This is a genomic window from Kitasatospora sp. NPDC056651 (assembly GCF_042792155.1).
In the GTDB taxonomy this organism is placed as follows: Bacteria; Actinomycetota; Actinomycetes; order Streptomycetales; family Streptomycetaceae; genus Kitasatospora.
In genome coordinates, this window is the sequence record NZ_JBHTWX010000007.1 from 36,651 (window position 1) to 52,661 (window position 16,011).

Consider the following 16,011-nt stretch of genomic DNA (forward strand, 5'->3'; position numbering starts at 1 on the left):
GGCGTCCCGGCCGGCGGCGCATTGGCCCGGGGGCGTAATCCCGGGGGCGGGTGCGGCGGCCTCCGGCTGTGGCCCGCCGCCCGATGCCCGGCGGGGGCCCCGCCCGGCAGCGTTGTCCCCGTGATCGAGATCGAGCGACTGACCAAGCGGTACGGCGCCACCACGGCCGTCGACGGGCTGAGCTTCACCGTCCGGCCGGGCACGGTGACCGGCTTCCTCGGCCCCAACGGCGCCGGCAAGTCCACCACCCTGCGGATGATCCTGGGCCTCGACACCCCCACCGAGGGCACCGCCACCGTGGCCGGCGTGCCCTTCGCGAGCCGGCCGCGCGGCCTGCGGCACGTCGGCGCCCTGCTGGACGCGGGGGACGTGCACGGCGGGCGCAGCGCCCGGGCGCACCTGTCGGCGCTGGCCCGCAGCAACCGCGTTCCGCTCGGACGGGTGGACGAGGTGCTGGCGGAGGTCGGCCTCGGCAACGCCGCCGGGCGGCGGATCGGCGGTTATTCGCTGGGCATGAAGCAGCGTCTGGGCATCGCCGGCGCGCTGCTCGGCGACCCGCCGGTGCTGCTGTTCGACGAGCCGCTGAACGGGCTGGACCCGGAGGGGGTGCTCTGGGTGCGCGGACTGTTCCGGCGGCTCGCGGACGAGGGGCGGACGGTGTTCGTCTCCAGCCACATGATGGCGGAGATGGAGCACACCGCGGACCGGCTGGTGGTGATCGGCCGCGGCCGGCTGATCGCCGACGAGAGCCTCGCGGAGTTCTCCGCCCGCGACGCGGTCTCCTCGGTGGCCGTGAGGACTCCCGAACTCGCCGTGCTGGAACCGGCGTTGCGGGCGGATGGGGCCGAGGTGCGGCGCTCCCGTCCGGACTTCGCGGTCGTCACCGGACTGCCCGCCGCGCGGATCGGCGAACTCGCCCTGCGGCACGGCGTGGTGCTGCACGAACTGGCCACCCGGACGTCGTCGCTGGAGTCGGCGTTCATGTCCCTGACCGCCGACAGTGTCGAGTACCCCGCTGGAGACGCCCGATGAACCGTCGCGAACCCGCCGAGCCGGCCCCCCGGTTCCTCGATCTGCTCGCCGCCGAGTGGATCAAACTGCGCTCACTGCGCTCCACCTACTGGGTGCTGGCGCTGGCCTCGCTGGTGGCGATCGCCGTCAACGTGAACGCCGTCCACACCGACCTGCTGTACATCGACCACCCGCCGCCCCGGATGCCCGGCCGACCCCCGTACGCGTACGACCCGCTGTTCCACGGCCTCGGCAGCATCGCCGGCGACCTGATGATGGTCGCGGCCGGCAGCCTCGGCGCGATCACCGTGTTCGGCGAGTACACCACCGGCCTGATCCGCGCCACCTTCGCCGCCGTCCCGGACCGGCGGGGCGTGATCGCGGCCAAGGTGCTGCTGATCGGCGGGATCACCGGGCTCGCCGGGCTCGTGGTGTCGGCGGGCTCCTTCCTCGCCGTCAACGCGATGCTGGCTTCCCGGCACGTCGGGCTCTCCCTCGCCGACGACGGCTGCCTGCGCGCGGTGCTCGGCTACGCGGCGATCGTGCCGGTCTGCGCGCTGATCGGGATGGCCCTGGGAGCGCTGCTGCGGCACGCCACCGCCTCGATCGTGTCCCTGGTGATGCTGCTGTTCGTCCTGCCGATGATGTTCGGCGGCGACCGCTACCGGTGGCTGAAGGAGATCGGCACCCACCTGCCGCCGGCCACCGTGTCGCGGCTCACCATCAACCCCAACTCCACGACCACGATGGGGAAGTACGCGCCGAGCGTGCTGGACTCGTGGATCACCATGGGCCTCTGGGCGGCGGCCGCGGTGGCCGTGACGGCGGTCACGGTGCGGCGCCGGGACGTGTGACGTCGGGCCCGGCCCCGGGCCCGGCCGCACGTCACACCAGCAGCCTGCGGAGACCTTCGACATCCGCACGGAATCGGTGATCCGTCCTCCGAACCGGCCGGAGGAGGGACGTGGGGAGCGGCACCCCTGGCGCCGGATCGTCGACGAACCGGGGGATGAGGTGGACGTGCAGGTGGGGGACGGCGTTTCCCAACACCTCGTAGTTCATCTTGACAGGCTTGAAGTAGGTCTCGACCGCCCGTGCGGCCAGGAGCATCTCGCCGAAGAATCCGGCGGCCTGGCCCTCGTCGAGTTGGGTCGGCTCGGCGACGTGGGGACCGTTCCAGATCACCGTGGTGTACCCGGGAGCGGCCGCCCGGTTCAGGTACACATCCGCGAATGCTCCGCGCCGGATCCGAAGACCACGGCCGTTGTCCGCCATCCCTCGGGTGGAGCACATGGCACAGCCGAGACCGGCCTTGCGGTCCTCCCAGTCTGCCGGCCATGTCGACGCGCTCATGAACTCTGGATAGCGCCTGACGGCCCGCCTCGCACCTTGAATGCGCCCAGGCCACGTCGGCCGCACGGCACCGGAGATTCGTCGCCGACCTCCTGCGGACCGGAAAGCTGGGCGACCACGCTCAGTCAGCGCCCCTACAATTCGGGTGAGTTGGCAGCGGATGATCCGTTCACGCCGGAGAGGGAATCCCAGTGACTGAGGTAGTTGCAGCGATCAGCCTTGCGGAGCAAGCCGTGTCGGCCGCCATGGCCCGCGTCCTGCCGCCTGAGCTGTCGGAGCGAGACCCTCTCGTCCGATCCTCCGAGCACGCCGACTTCCAGTCGAACGTCGCCCTGTCGCTGGCCAAGCAGGCCGGGCTCCCGTCACGGGACCTCGCACGGAGCCTCCAGGGCGAGCTGGCCGGCGGCGTGATCTCGTCGAGCCTGTCCGGCCCCGGGTTCCTCAACCTCACGGTGGCGGACTCACAGCTCTGGGGGCAGGTTGAGACTCGGCTGGCGGACCACCGGTTGGGCATCGGCCTGCCCCTGGCCGGCGTCCGCACCGTCGTCGACTACTCGGCGCCGAACATCGCCAAGGAGATGCACGTCGGCCACCTGCGGACAACCGTGATCGGTGACTCACTGGTCAGGGTGCTGGCCTTCCTCGGCGGCGATGTCGTCCGGCAGAACCACCTGGGTGACTGGGGAACCCAGTTCGGCATGCTGATCCAGTACATCGACGAGCACCCGGAAGCGCAGTGGCGGGGTAGTGCCGGGGGCGCCGACGCCGGCGAGCAGGTCTCCGCGCTCGACGGCCTGTACCGGGCCGCACGGCAGAAGTTCGACGCCGACCCCGAGTTCGTCGAGCGCGCCCGGCGGCGGGTGGTGGCCCTGCAAGGTGGGGACGAGACCACGCTGGCCGTGTGGCGGGAGTTGGTCGCGGTGTCCAGCCGGGCCTTCCAGCAGCTCTATGACCGGCTCGGCGTCCTGCTCACCGAGCAGGACGCCGCCGGTGAGTCGACGTACAACCCGTTCCTGGACGAGGTCGTCGAGGAACTGGTCGAGGCCGGCATCGCGGTCGACAGCGACGGAGCGCTGTGCGTGTTCTTCGACGACGTCACCGGCCCGGACGGCGAGCCGGTGCCGCTGATCGTCCGCAAGAAGGACGGCGGCTACGGCTACGCGGCCACCGACCTGGCCACCCTTCGGCATCGGATCCGGAAACTCGAAGCCGACCGGCTCCTGTATGTCGTCGACGCCCGGCAGTCCCTGCACTTTCAGATGATCTTCGCCACCGCTCGCAGGGCCGGCTGGCTCACCGACGACGTCGAGGCCGTCCATGTGCCGTTCGGCACGGTGATGGGACCCGGCGGGACCCCGTTCAAGACCCGCTCCGGCGGCACGGTGCGGCTCTCGGAGTTGCTGGACGCGGCGGTCGAGGGCGCCCGGGAGGCGATGGCCGACAAGCCGCACGACCTGACCGGCGACGCGATGGAGAGGGTGGTCCAGGCTGCCGGGATCGGTGCGGTCAAGTACGCCGACCTGTCGACCTCACGTGCGAAGAACTACGTCTTCGACATCTCCCAGATGGTCTCGCTCCAGGGCAACACCGGCGTCTACATGCAGTACGCCCACGCCCGGGTCCGGACGATCCTCGGCAAGGCCCCGAAGGAGGTGCTGAAGCAGCCGGTCGACACCTCGCTGCCGTTGCACCCCTCGGAGCGCACGCTGATCCTCTTGCTGGACGACTTCGACGCCACCGTTCGCGAGGTCGCCCAGGAGTTGGAGCCGCACAGGCTGTGCGGGTACCTGTTCTCCCTGGCGAAGGCCCTCACGGACTTCTACGGCGCCTGCCCGGTCCTCAAGGCGGAGACTCCGGCCATTCGGGCGAACCGGGTGGCGCTGTGCCGTCTGACCGCGCGGACGCTGGCCCAGGGCCTGGACCTGCTCGGTCTCCAGGCTCCGGACCGGATGTAGCGGGTGGTTTCCCCAGTGAGCGGGACGACGCGCCCACCGGGGTCTCGCGCAACGCCCTGATCAGCCGTCGGCGCCGGTCGGGGTCCTGCCGCAGGTGAATGCCGTCCCGTGTGCTGACGGCGCCGTCAGCCATGAGCGGGCTCATCCCGCGTTGCAGTGAGGAGAACAGCGCCGGGGATCGGCCCGACGCCTCGTCGTAGCCGAGGTGGTCCTCGCCGCACACACCGCCGGGGTCTCCCGTCAGCGCGCGGAGGACGTCATGGATCCTGAATTCCTCGTCCTCGTCGACCAGGGACAGGGCGAGCAGGGCCACGGCCTGCTCGGCGTGACCGCGGTGCCTCCCGTACGCCACGACGTCGCCGCCCAGGAAGACGTGCGGAACGGTGAGCGCGTTGAGGACCAGCCGCAGCTTGAAGAGCCGGGAGTCGAGGAACCAGGGCTCCGCGACGACGGGGTCCACTGTCACCTCGCCCTCCGGTGTCACGGTGAAGCCCCCCAGGGCGATGGCTTCCTCGACCTCGTCCACGGTGGCGTGGAGCTTGCCGGCGTAGGAGACCTCGTGGTCCAAGCCGAGCCCGTGCCTCCGGTGGAGTCCGATGACCCCGCGGATGAGCGCTCGCAGCCGTTCCGGGGGCAGAACCTCGACGCCGATGAAGAGAAGGTCGAGGTCGGACGAAGCGTGCGCGCTGCCATCGGCGTGCGACCCGTACGCCAGTCCGTAGCCGCCGGTGCCGACGTACTCGGCGCGGAGCGCGGCCGCAGCCTCGAAGACGTCGTACGGGGTTCCACTGTGCGGCCGGGGGTCCCAGCGGTCGTAGGCGTTCATGCGGCACCCGCCCGACTGCGCGGAATGTGGCGATCAACCGGGCCGGCCCAGAAGTCGATCACGTAAGCACCGGTGGGGATGAAGACCTCACCCGACGGCTGGGTATGCGCGGCCACGAAGGCGCTGACCTCGCGGTGCACGTGCGGATCGTCCATCAGCACCGGCAGGGACTTCATGTGAACGGTGGCGAACCACGCGCGGGCGGCCTCCGAGCTGGGCGCGACGGCGACCCCACCGAGCCTGGAGTAGTGCAGTCGTCCCTCGCCACGCGCTTCCGCGCCCTGAAGCTCCTCCAAGAGGATCTCTCGGGTGTAGCCGCGTCCGGTCCCGGGGAATGGCGCGACCTTCTCCCAGGCCATGGTGACCAACTGCTGCTCGGGGGTCTCGGAGTCGAAGAACAGGGCCAGCAGGTGCCCGCCCGGTGCGAGGAGCCGGAGGATGTCACGGACCAGGGCCCCCGCTTCCTGGCGCCCCTGTGCGAGGTCGGCCCTGGGCACGATGCCGCCGGCGCCCAGTTCCTCGAAGAAGTCCATCAACGGGTAGCTCAGCGACCAGAAGGCTCCGACGATGTCGAAGGAGCCGGCCAGGCCCTCGTCGAGCATCCGGCGGACCGAGGACCTGGTCTCCTGCTGGAGCGCCTCGGCCTCGGGATAGCGGGCGCGGAACGTGTCGATCATGGACCGGCTGTAGTCGGTGGCTCGCAGGTGGCGCGCGTACGGGGCGAGGCGAGCCGTGACACGGCCGGTTCCGCAGCCGAGCTCGGCGATGGACAGACCGGGCGAGTCTCCGAGACACCGGTAGTGACGCTCCATCAGCCGACCGATGATCTCGGTGTCCTCGACACCATCGAAGTAGTGGGGGAGGAGGAGCCGGTCGTAGAGGCCGGGGACCCGGTAGATCTCCCGGAACAAGGACTGGGAAGTCGCGGACATGGTGATGCCCCTTTCTCGGCCAGGAGGAGTGCGCCGCCGCCGGTGCGGCGGCGCACCGGCTGAAGACCACCGGGATCGCTACTCCACGTCGCACCCGAGTGCGATGACGTAGTCGAGCACGCCGGTGAGGTGGCGTTCCTCGATCCGCAGGTTCTGGCCCATGAACCTGAGCGGGTACAAGGTCGCACCGCGGCGGAGGGTCCCCCTGTCGGGGAGGCTGAACTGGTGCAGGTGCCAGGCACCTTCGGCGAGCATGCGGCGATGGATCGCCTGGTTGGCCTTGTTGATCCGATCGATGTCGGGGTCGGTCAGGTCCACATCGGTCGGGATGTACATGAACGCCACCGCCGTCAGGTCCGGGTCGTTCAGGCGCAGGAGCCTCGGCGACGCGTCCACCAACTCGATGAACCGACTCGTCGTGTCCAACCGCCGTTCGACCATGGCCGCCAGCCCCGACCGGCCGTGCGTCTTGACCGTCATCCAGAGCTTGAGCGACATCCACGCCTTCGAGCCGATGAAGGGCGTGGTCTGCCCCATCGCGAAGTCCTCCTGCATGATCAGGTCCGAGTAGCTGGCGACCATCCTCATGCGTGCCGGGTCGCGCACCAGCAGCGCGCTGAGGGCGTACGGGATGCCCATGACCTTGTGCGGGTCCACCGTGATGCTGTCGAAGCTGCCGATCCCGTCGATCTTGTGGCTGAGCTTGTCCGTCAGCGCACACGTGAGGCCCCAGCACGCGTCCGCGTGCAGCCAGACGGTCTCATCGGCCGAGCGCGCCACGTCGTGCACCCCACGGAGGTTCTCGATGGTGTGGGTGCGGCTGTCGCCGGCGTACGCGACGACCGCCATCACCGAGCCGGCCTCCTCTCGGAGCGCGCGTTCCAGCGCCCGCAGGTCGTAGCGGAAGTCGATGGTGTCGACCTCGACGAGGCGGGAGCCGCAGCCGATCCACGCCATGGCGCTCTTGGCGCTGTAGTGGCCGATCCCGCGCGGCACCACGATGGACAGCTTGGAAGGGTCGGTGACGCCACGATCCATGGCACCCGGCGCCTGGTACTCCCTCGCGAGCATCATCGCGATGGTGTTGCTGAGCGTGCCGCCATGGGTGACGCACCCGCCGACGTCCCAGATCGACTCGGTCCTCTCCACCGGGATGTTGCGGTATCCGAGCAGCTCACGCAGCCAGCGCAGCACCGCGATCTCGACGAAGGTGCCGCTCGGGGAGTCGAAGCTCTGGTTGATCAGGTTCTGCTGGGTGAACAGGGAGAGCAGGCCGCCACAGAGTGCCGCCACATCATCCCCCGTGTCTCCGAAGCCGAGGAAGAAAGGGCTGCTCTCGTTCTTGCAGTCGGGCAGCACGTCCCGGACGAACTCGTCGAACACCGCCTCCAGCGGGCTGCCTTCCTCCGGCAGCGGGCCGAGCAGCGCGTCCCTCAGCTCGAACGGCCGGCGGCGGGCCCGGAAGACGGAGTCCTGGAGCTTGAAATCGAGGCCCATGCCGACAGAGCGGGTGAACAGGCCGAGCAACTCCTCCCGCCGCTCGGCAGTGATGTGAAGCGGCGGCTGGTCCGGAACAAGTGGGGTGGTCATCGGTTCCTCCGGTGGTGCAACGTCACATGCCGATGAGCAGACAGCCGGGCAAAACACGTCGTGCTGCCGCCAACCGCTCGATTCAGGGCGAAATCCTCCCCGCTGATGGGAGCGGCAAGTAGCTTGGTAACCATGAGAGTCGACCGGTGGACTGACCGGTAGCCAACGGGACTTAACGTCACGGGGTTAACCCCGGCCGACCCGCTCCGATGTGCCCGAGGTGCGTCTCCGGTCGGCGGCGCGATCCAGGATGGGGGGCGATGGTGTCAGCTCGTCTCAGGCGCTCGCGCATGGAACACGGCTGGTCTCAGGAGCAGCTCGTCCACGAGATCGAGCGCTACGCCCGGCAGCGCGGACTCGATGTGGCTTCGACCCCGAGCCTGCGCGTCTACGTGTCGGAGTGGGAGAACGGCCGGCGCCCGATCGGCCCGCTGTACGCGTCCGTTCTTCGTGCACTCCTCGGGCTCACCGATCGTGAACTCCTCGGCCGCAGGATGCCGGTCGAGCCTGTCGTCGTCGCCGGCTACGACGAGCTGATCGACCGCATCGACTCGTCCCACAGCCTGAGTCTCGGCATGGTCGACACGTTCATGGCCCAGACCGAGCTGCTGCGCGCTGTCGACCGCCAGATGGGCGCCCCTGCCCTGGTGGACCAGATGCAGGCCCATCTGGCGGCATTGGAGGAGTCCCTGACCTTCGCCGTGCTGCCGAGCACCCGGGAACCGATTGCGCGGGCGCTTGCCGGGGCAGCCACGCTCGGTGCGTGGCAGGCGCTCGACGTGGGCGCCACCGAGCGGGCCTGGCGGAACTACGAGCTGGGCAAGCGGGCCGCTGCCGAGGCGAAGGAGCCGATGTACCTGGCTCACGCCATGGCGGAGCAGGCCTACGTCCTGTCCTCAGCCGGCAAGCCGGACCTGGCCGTGCAACTCGTACAGGAGGCGCAGCGGACAGTCGGCGGCAAGGCATCGCCGCGCTTGCTGGCCTGGCTGCACGCCGCCGAAGCCGAGCTCCTCGCTCAGGCCGGCCGTCCTGACAACTGCCGCCGCTCACTGGACCGAGCGGCCGCCGCCCTCCCGTCCGGGGACACCGACCGGGATCCCGACATGCTGAGCATCTTCCTCGACGACAACCACCTCACCCGGTGGCGCGGCAATGTGCTGGCCCGGCTGGGCGACGACAACGCGATGAGTGATCTGTACTCCGCGCTCGCGGGGATGGACGCGACGTTCACCCGGGCCACGGCAGGTCTGCACTGCGACCTCGCGCAGGCCCATCTCGCACGCGAAGAACGTGACCAGGCCGTGAACCACCTGCGGCAGGCCCGGCTGCTCGCCAACCGCACGGGATCCACCCGCCATCGGGCTCGCATCGACCGGTTGGGTGCCGGCTTCTGAGGACAGCGTGGCGGCGGCGGAGGTCCGGCCGGAGATCGAGCTACCGCTTTCGGGAAGCCAGAATGTGGAGGAGCGCCACCAAGGTGCCGGAGCCCGTCAGCTTCCCCTCCGCCATGAGCCCTGGCACCTCGGTCAGTGGCACCCACGAGACGAGTCCGGCTTCCTCGCCCTCCTCGGGTTCGCCCACCAGGGTCGCTCCCTCGCCGACGAAGACCTCGTGGGGAGAGTCCACCATCCCGACCATCGGCTGGAACGTCACCACGTGGTCGAGACCGTCCGGCCGCCACCCGGTCTCCTCCTCCACCTCACGGAGCGCCGCCTGGCGGCCGTCCTCCCCGGGATCGACGATGCCACCGGGAAGCTCCCAGCCCCAGGAGTCCGGCACGAAGCGGTATCGCCACAGCATCAGCACGCGCTCCTCCGAGTCCAGGACCGCCGCTATGGCCACGCGCTTCAGCCTGACCACGTGGTGTTCGAACCTCGGGACTCCCGGAGGCTCGACATCCACCAGGGCGAGCCGCACCCAGGGGTTGTCGTACACCACTCGGTCCCCGTGGATCCGCCACGGCTGGAGTTCGCCCGCCTGATCGCCCATCAGCGTCCACATCCCGGTACGAGAGCAGCAACGGCCCCCAGTTGACCACAACGCCCCGGCTCAGGCCGGTGCGCCCGCCTTGGTGCGGAAGGCGCCCAGGGTGGCCGCCGGGATGCCGCAGGAGGGGAGGAAGGAGGCCGCGCCGCCGTGGTGGGTGTGGACGCGGTCGAGGAAGACCGACATCGCCTCGGCCGGGGCCTCCAGCAGGGGCGCGGGGATGGTGAGGTGGCGGCCCTGGGAGTCGGTGACGCGGGAGGTGGTGTGGTCGTTGAGGGCGGTGCGGTGGCGCTCGGCGAGGCCGGCGAAGATCTGCGGGAGGGCGTCGGCGGTGCGGGTGTAGTCGGCGACGATGCGCTCGGCGGGGACGTCGAGGAGGTCCAGCAGGAGCGCGGTCAGCAGGCCGGTGCGGTCCTTGCCGGCGGCGCAGTGCAGCAGGACGGCGCCGGGGCGGACGGTGGCCTCGACGGCGACGGCCACCGCCTCGGGCGCGGATTCGGCGAGCAGGACGTAGAAGTCGCCGAGGTCGGCGGCGGTGGCCATGGTGCTCATCCGCGCGGTGAGGGCGTCGGTGGCGGGGTTCACCGGGGCGGCGACGACGGTTATCCCGGCGGCTTCGGCGGCGGCCCAGTCCTGGGGGTCGGTCTCGCGCGGGTCGCGCAGGTCCACGACGGTGCGGATGTCGCAGCCGCGCAGCTGGGCGACGGTGACCTCGTCGGCGGCCGGGAACGGCTGGGCGGAGCGGTACAGCACACCGGGGCGGATCCGACGGCCTTCGGGGTCGCCGAGGGCGGCGGCGTCGCGGAAGTTGACCAGGGACATGCGGGAGGCCTTTCGGTGGGACCGCACCCGGGACGAGAGGGGCATCCGGAGGGCGGAGACATCTAGACGTCTAGATGTGTAACGCCTCCCGGGGCCCTCGGGCAAGCCTCGCCCGGTGCATCCTTCCATCCCACCCCCGTCGCCCGGCGACGGCGACCCGGGGCGCCACCACCGGCTCCGTAGGATCGGCCCGTGGCGACGAACCCCCCGCACCCCCCGAACCCCCCGAACCGGCCGGACGCCCCGCTGTACCGCCGCCTGGCCCGCCGGCTCCAGGAGCGCATCGACACCGGCGCCTACCCGGCCGGTGCCCGGCTGCCGAGCGAGCCCGAGCTGAGCGCCGAGTTCGGCGTGAACCGGCTGACCGTGCGGCAGGCGGTGGCGGAGCTGGAGCGGGCGGCCGTGGTGGAGATCCGCCGGGGCGTGGGCACCTTCGTCCGCCCGCCGGCCGTCCGGGTCTCGATCGCCGTGGACCCGCGCAGTCAGCGCTTCGACCTCGGCAGCGTGCACACCGCACTGCCGAGCGGGGACGACGGCACGGACGACGGGACGAGCGACCGGACGAGCGGCGAGCCGGGCGACGGCGAGTTCGTGGTGGCCGCCCCGCCCGTCACCGGCTCGGCGCAGGACGCCGAGGCCGCCCGCCAGCTGGGCCGCGCCCCGCGGGAGCTGTCCCGGGTGGACTCGGTGATCCGGCTGGGCGGCCGGGCCCGGGCGGCGTGCAGCTACTGGGTGCCGTTCGGCCCGCTGCCCGCCGAGCTGGTCCGGCCGGGCCGCGCCGGCAACCTGGTGCTGGACCTGGCCCGGGCCGCCGGGGTGGAGCTGGAGTACGACTGGCGGGCCTTCGGCGCGGTCGGCGCCGACCTCGCGGACGCCGAACTGCTGGGCGTCCCGCCGGGCACCGCGCTGCTGGTGCGCGAGGGGGTCAGCTGCACCCCGGACGGCTCCCCCGCGCTGTACGTGCGCAGGCGGATCGACGGCAGCAGCGCCCGCTTCGTCCTGCACTTCCGCGACCGGTAGCACACCCGTTCGCCGGCCGCATCGGCCTTGGTAGATTCGGCGCCGGAACACCGGAACACCAGACCACCGGAACACCGGAACACCGGGGCGCACAGGGGCGGGCAGGACACGTTGACCGACGGGATCGACCACGACATACCCACCGAGCTGGCCGAGGCCTACCTCGTCCTGCTCGCCGACGTCTCCCGCACCGGCCGGCTGCTGCGCCGCGATGAGCTGGAGCGCCTGCGCAAGCTCGGCGAGCACTGCGCCGAGGCCGGGTACGGGCTGCGCGAGGTGGTGTCGCACTGCCTGGCCGCGGCCCGGCGGGCCTGGCAGACCCTGCCCGGGACGACCGCCGCGACCACCGTCAACGAGCTGCGCCGCACGGGTGACGCGGTGCTGGCCGCCACCGACGCCGCGCTGGCCGCGCTGGGTGAGGGCCACGAGCGCGCCCAGCGCATGGCTGTCCGTCAGGAGGAGGCCGCCAGGCGGGAGTTCATCGACGACCTGCTGTTCGGCCGCGGCGACCTCGGCCTGCTCGCCGAGCGCGCGGAGCGGTTCGGGCTGCGGCTGGCGGGCGCGTACACGGTGGCGGTCGCGGTCGGCGACGAGCCGTTCGCGGACGTCCATCCGCTGGTGCACCGGGTGGAGCGGGAGCTGGCCGGGCGGTTCGGCGAGCGGGACGTGCTGGTGGCCAGCAAGGACGGCCGGCTGGTGTGCATCGCCCCGGACTCCGAGCGGGCGGTGCTGGACGCCTTCGCCGAGCTGACGCTGCGGCCCGGCCCCGGCTACCACCCGGTGCGGCGGGTGGCCACCGGCCGCCGGCACTCGGGGCCGAGCGGGGTGCCGCGCAGCTACGAGGAGGCGCTGGACGCACTGGACTACGCGCGCCGACTGGACCTGCCCGCCCGGCAGTTGAAGGCGGAGGAACTGCTGGTCTTCCCCGTGCTGATGCGGGACCGGGCCGCCATGGCCGACCTGGTGCGCAGCGTGCTCGGCCCGCTGACCGAGGCGCGCGGCGGCGCCCGTCCGCTGCTGGACACCATCGCGGTGCAGGCGGAGGCCGCGTACGTGAACGCGGAGGCGGCGCGCCGGCTGGGGCTGAGCGTGCGCACCCTGAGCTACCGGCTGGAGCGGATCAAGGCGCTCACCGGGTACGACCCGGCGGACGCGCTGCAGCGCTTCACCCTGGAGACTGCGGCCATGGGGGCGCGGCTGCTGAACTGGCCGGAACAGCCCATCTGACCGTCGGGCCGCGCCACCGGCGTGGCCGGAACCGCCCTCTGGCGCTGCCGCCCGGAACCCGCTACGGCACCCCCGGAGACCACCGTCCGCCGGAACCGTCCGCCCACGACCGTCCGTTGCCGAATCCTGCCCGCGTACGCCGCCGCCCGAACCCGTCGCGACGGACCGGCGACCGTCCTGTGGCCCGGTTGTCGCAATGTCACGCGGGCGGTCCGTACCAGGGTGTCAAAGCGGCGTAAAGATTGCCGGATCCTGGCAATGTGCGACCGGCGTCCCGGCTGCCATGATCTTCCCGGCGCCGAAGTGCGGCGCCGGAGGAGAGGCAGGGGGGAGCGTGGCCGGAATGGGGGGTTTCTTCGCGGCCGCGCTGGCCTTTCCGACGGCGGTGTTCAGCTTCGCGCTGGTGGTGGTGGTCGGTTACTGGTTGCTCATGCTGCTCGGCGGCCTGGTGCCCGGCGCCGTGCACGGGGGGCACGGCGGCGGGCACCACGTGGACGTCGGACACGCGGGGCATGCCGGGCACGCGGGGCACGGTGCCGGGGGGCACGGTGCGCACGGGGGTCACGGTACGGACGGGGGGTCCGACCCGCACGACGCCGACCACCACGGAGGAGTGCTGGACGCGCTGGGGCTGGGCGGGGTGCCCGTGACGGTGGCGGTGTCGCTGCTGGTCGCGCTCGCCTGGTTCGTCAGCCTGTCCGGCACCGTCCTCACCTCGGGGGCACCGGCGCGCGGCGGCGTGCTCGTCGTCGCGCTGGTCGCCTCCTGGGTGGGCACCAGGGTGCTCGTGCGGCCGCTGTCGCGGCTGTTCCCGCAGGACCGGCCGGCCACCCGGGGGGATTTCGTCGGCCGGGTCTGCGTGATCCGGACCGGCCGGGTGACGGCCGGTTTCGGCCAGGCCGAGGTCACCGCGGAGGACGGATCCACCGCGATCGTCCAGGTCCGCACGGCGGAGCCGGAACCGGGCCTGACGGCCGGCCGGACCGCCCTGATCTTCGACTACGACGCCGAGGGCGAGCACTTCCTGGTGGCGCCCTTCGACCCGCCGTACGAACGTCACTGACACCACCGACGTCACCGACGTCACCGACATCACTGACGTCACTGACGTCACTGACACATCGTCAACTTTCTTTCACCGCTTTTCTCTTCGCACCAACTCGCCATCTCGTCAAAGGACTCCGTGATGGACACCATCGCCGTGGGTTTCGGCGTGCTCGTCGCCGTCGTGCTGCTCATCGTGCTCGCCATGCTGTTGTTCGTGGGCCGCCTGTTCCAGAAGGTCGAGCAGGGCAAGGCCCTGATCGTCTCCCGGACGAAGAAGGTGGACGTGACCTTCACCGGCGCGGTCGTCCTCCCGGTGCTCCACAAGGCCGAGTTGATGGACATCACCGCGAAGACGGTGGAGATCCACCGGGCCGGCCGGGACGGCCTGATCTGCCGGGACAACATCCGCGCGGACATCCGGATCTCGTTCTTCGTCCGGGTCAACAAGACCGTCGAGGACGTCATCAAGGTCGCCCAGTCGATCGGCACCGCCCGGGCCAGCGACCCGCAGGCGATCCAGGAGTTCTTCGCCGTCAAGTTCGCCGAGGCGCTCAAGACCGTCGGCAAGCAGCTGGACTTCACCGACCTGTACACCCACCGGCACGAGTTCCGGGACCAGATCATCGCGGTCATCGGCACCGACCTCAACGGCTACACGCTGGAGGACGCGGCCATCGACCACCTGGAACAGACCCCGATGAGCCAGCTGGACTCCGACAACATCCTCGACGCCCAGGGCATCCGCAAGATCACCGAGCTGACCGCGATCGAGCACGTGCGCACCAACGAGTACCAGCGCCACGAGCAGAAGGAGATCACCCGGCAGAACGTGGACGCCCGGGAGGCCGTCCTGGAGCTGGAGCGCCGCCAGGCCGACGCCGAGATCCGCCAGCGCCGCGAGATCGAGACGCTGCGGGCCAAGGAGGACGCGGTGATCGCCCGGGTGCAGGAGGAGGAGCGGCTCAACGCCCAGACCGCCTTCCTGCGCACCGAGGAACTGCTCGGGGTGCAGCGGGAGAACCAGGCCCGCGAGGTCGCGGTGGCGCAGAAGAACCGCGAGCGGGTCATCGCGGTGGAGAACGAGCGGATCGAGAAGGACCGTCTGCTGGAGGTCGTCGGCCGCGAGCGGGAGACCGAACTCGCCACGATCGCCAAGGCGAAGGAGGTCGAGTCCGCCAAGCGCGAGGTCGCCGACGTGGTCCGCGAGCGGGTCGCGGTGGACCGCACCGTCGCCGAGCAGGAGGAGGCCGTCAAGACCCTGCGCGCCACCGAGGAGGCCGAGCGCGTCCGCAAGGCCGTCGTCATCCAGGCCGAGGCCGAGGCGCAGGAGAAGCTCGTCAAGGACATCAAGGCGGCGGAGGCCGCCGAGCAGGCCGCCTCCCACAAGGCCCGCGAGGCGCTGGTGCTGGCCGAGGCCCGGCAGCGGGCCGCCGAGCTGGACGCGACCGCCAAGATCCGGCTGGCCGAGGGCCTCCGGGCGGAGGCCGCCGCCGAGGGCCTGGCCAGGGTCCAGGTGCGGGAGCAGGAGGCCGCGGCGGTGGAGAAGGTCGGTCTCGCCGAGGCCGTCGTCCAGACCGAGAAGGCCAAGGCCGCCGCGCTGGAGGTCGGCGCCAAGCTGAAGGCCGAGGCCGAGGGCCTGACCGAGAAGGCCGCCGCGATGGCCAAGCTGGACGAGGCCTCCCGCGAGCACGAGGAGTACCGGCTGCGGCTGGCCGCCGAGAAGGACGTCCGGCTGGCCGGGCTGGACACCCAGCGGCAGATCGCCGAGGCCCAGGCCACCCTGGTCGCGGCCGGGCTGGAGAAGGCCAGGATCGACATCGTCGGCGGGGACTCGGTGTTCTTCGACAAGCTGGTCCAGTCGGTGACGGCCGGCAAGAGCGTGGACGCCTTCGTCGGCCACTCGCAGACCGCGCAGACCCTCGCCGGGCCCTGGCTGGACGGCCGGGCCAGCTTCACCGAGGACCTGACCAAGGTGCTCTCCTCGGTCTCCACCGCGGACGTGCAGAACCTGACGGTGTCCGCGCTGCTGATGAAGCTGATCGGCTCGGGCAACGGCGGCCAGGCCGCCCCGCTGCGCCAGCTGCTGGAGTCGGCGCGGCAGCTGGGCATCGCGGAGACCCCGATCGGGGCGCTCGCCGGTGCCTCGGTCAACGGCTCCAAGTAGCCCGCGGCCGTCCGAGACGGTCCGCCGAGCACCTGAGCCCGCCGAGCACCCGAATCCGCTGAGCACCTGAAATCCGCT

General features: G+C 71.3%; 13 protein-coding genes and 1 pseudogene. 8 read left to right on the forward strand and 6 right to left on the reverse strand.

Features of this window, described 5'->3' with window-relative positions; translation table 11 throughout:
* Positions 1 to 120 precede the first annotated feature (120 nt).
* Complete coding sequence (locus tag ACFRAR_RS05230) at positions 121 to 1,032, forward strand: ABC transporter ATP-binding protein (RefSeq protein ID WP_380694965.1); 912 nt, start codon at positions 121 to 123, stop codon at positions 1,030 to 1,032.
* On the forward strand, positions 1,029 to 1,865 hold the full coding sequence (locus ACFRAR_RS05235; RefSeq protein WP_380694967.1) for an ABC transporter permease: 837 nt from the start codon (positions 1,029 to 1,031) through the stop codon (positions 1,863 to 1,865). Before ACFRAR_RS05230 ends, ACFRAR_RS05235 begins: the two co-directional genes overlap by 4 nt.
* A gap of 31 nt (positions 1,866 to 1,896) precedes the next feature.
* Here the strand turns inward: ACFRAR_RS05235 and ACFRAR_RS05240 are convergent, their stop codons facing one another.
* The gene (locus ACFRAR_RS05240) at positions 1,897 to 2,286 is read right to left on the reverse strand and encodes an HIT family protein (RefSeq protein ID WP_380694969.1); all 390 of its coding nucleotides are present in this window, start codon (positions 2,284 to 2,286) and stop codon (positions 1,897 to 1,899) included.
* A gap of 269 nt (positions 2,287 to 2,555) precedes the next feature.
* Between ACFRAR_RS05240 and argS the strand changes: the two genes are divergently transcribed.
* Entirely contained in the window at positions 2,556 to 4,319 is a 1,764-nt protein-coding gene (gene argS / locus ACFRAR_RS05245; RefSeq protein ID WP_380694971.1) for an arginine--tRNA ligase, read from the forward strand.
* On the opposite strand, the gene ACFRAR_RS05250 is transcribed toward argS, so the two are convergent.
* The 3 genes from ACFRAR_RS05250 to ACFRAR_RS05260 all read right to left on the reverse strand — a co-directional run bounded on the left by ACFRAR_RS05250 (position 4,204) and on the right by ACFRAR_RS05260 (position 7,667).
* Positions 4,204 to 5,145, reverse strand: a complete 942-nt coding sequence (locus tag ACFRAR_RS05250; protein WP_380694973.1) for a hypothetical protein — start codon at positions 5,143 to 5,145, stop codon at positions 4,204 to 4,206. The genes argS and ACFRAR_RS05250 overlap by 116 nt on opposite strands.
* The gene (locus ACFRAR_RS05255; protein ID WP_380694975.1) at positions 5,142 to 6,077 is read right to left on the reverse strand and encodes a class I SAM-dependent DNA methyltransferase; all 936 of its coding nucleotides are present in this window, start codon (positions 6,075 to 6,077) and stop codon (positions 5,142 to 5,144) included. Before ACFRAR_RS05255 ends, ACFRAR_RS05250 begins: the two co-directional genes overlap by 4 nt.
* A 78-nt stretch (positions 6,078 to 6,155) precedes the next feature.
* Positions 6,156 to 7,667: a pyridoxal phosphate-dependent decarboxylase family protein gene (locus ACFRAR_RS05260; protein WP_380694977.1), complete on the reverse strand. Its 1,512-nt coding sequence runs from the start codon at positions 7,665 to 7,667 to the stop codon at positions 6,156 to 6,158.
* 290 nt (positions 7,668 to 7,957) lie between these two features.
* Between ACFRAR_RS05260 and ACFRAR_RS05265 the strand changes: the two genes are divergently transcribed.
* Positions 7,958 to 9,061 carry an XRE family transcriptional regulator gene (locus ACFRAR_RS05265; RefSeq protein ID WP_380694979.1) on the forward strand — a complete coding sequence of 368 codons (1,104 nt, stop codon included), beginning with the start codon at positions 7,958 to 7,960 and terminating at the stop codon, positions 9,059 to 9,061.
* 40 nt (positions 9,062 to 9,101) lie between these two features.
* Here ACFRAR_RS05265 and ACFRAR_RS05270 read toward each other — a convergent pair.
* Positions 9,102 to 9,635 (reverse strand): annotated as a pseudogene (locus ACFRAR_RS05270) (NUDIX hydrolase); the annotation flags it as partial.
* 81 nt (positions 9,636 to 9,716) lie between these two features.
* Complete coding sequence (locus ACFRAR_RS05275; RefSeq protein ID WP_380694981.1) at positions 9,717 to 10,475, reverse strand: tyrosine-protein phosphatase; 759 nt, start codon at positions 10,473 to 10,475, stop codon at positions 9,717 to 9,719.
* A gap of 192 nt (positions 10,476 to 10,667) precedes the next feature.
* Between ACFRAR_RS05275 and ACFRAR_RS05280 the strand changes: the two genes are divergently transcribed.
* The 4 genes from ACFRAR_RS05280 (at position 10,668) to ACFRAR_RS05295 (ending at position 15,933) form a co-directional block, all read left to right on the forward strand.
* On the forward strand, positions 10,668 to 11,495 hold the full coding sequence (locus ACFRAR_RS05280; RefSeq protein ID WP_380694982.1) for a GntR family transcriptional regulator: 828 nt from the start codon (positions 10,668 to 10,670) through the stop codon (positions 11,493 to 11,495).
* 111 nt (positions 11,496 to 11,606) lie between these two features.
* The gene (locus tag ACFRAR_RS05285; RefSeq protein ID WP_380694983.1) at positions 11,607 to 12,722 is read left to right on the forward strand and encodes a PucR family transcriptional regulator; all 1,116 of its coding nucleotides are present in this window, start codon (positions 11,607 to 11,609) and stop codon (positions 12,720 to 12,722) included.
* Positions 12,723 to 13,065: 343 nt separating this feature from the next.
* Entirely contained in the window at positions 13,066 to 13,785 is a 720-nt protein-coding gene (locus ACFRAR_RS05290; RefSeq protein WP_380694984.1) for a hypothetical protein, read from the forward strand.
* 123 nt (positions 13,786 to 13,908) lie between these two features.
* The gene (locus tag ACFRAR_RS05295; RefSeq protein WP_380694985.1) at positions 13,909 to 15,933 is read left to right on the forward strand and encodes a flotillin family protein; all 2,025 of its coding nucleotides are present in this window, start codon (positions 13,909 to 13,911) and stop codon (positions 15,931 to 15,933) included.
* The last annotated feature ends 78 nt before the right edge of the window (positions 15,934 to 16,011 follow it).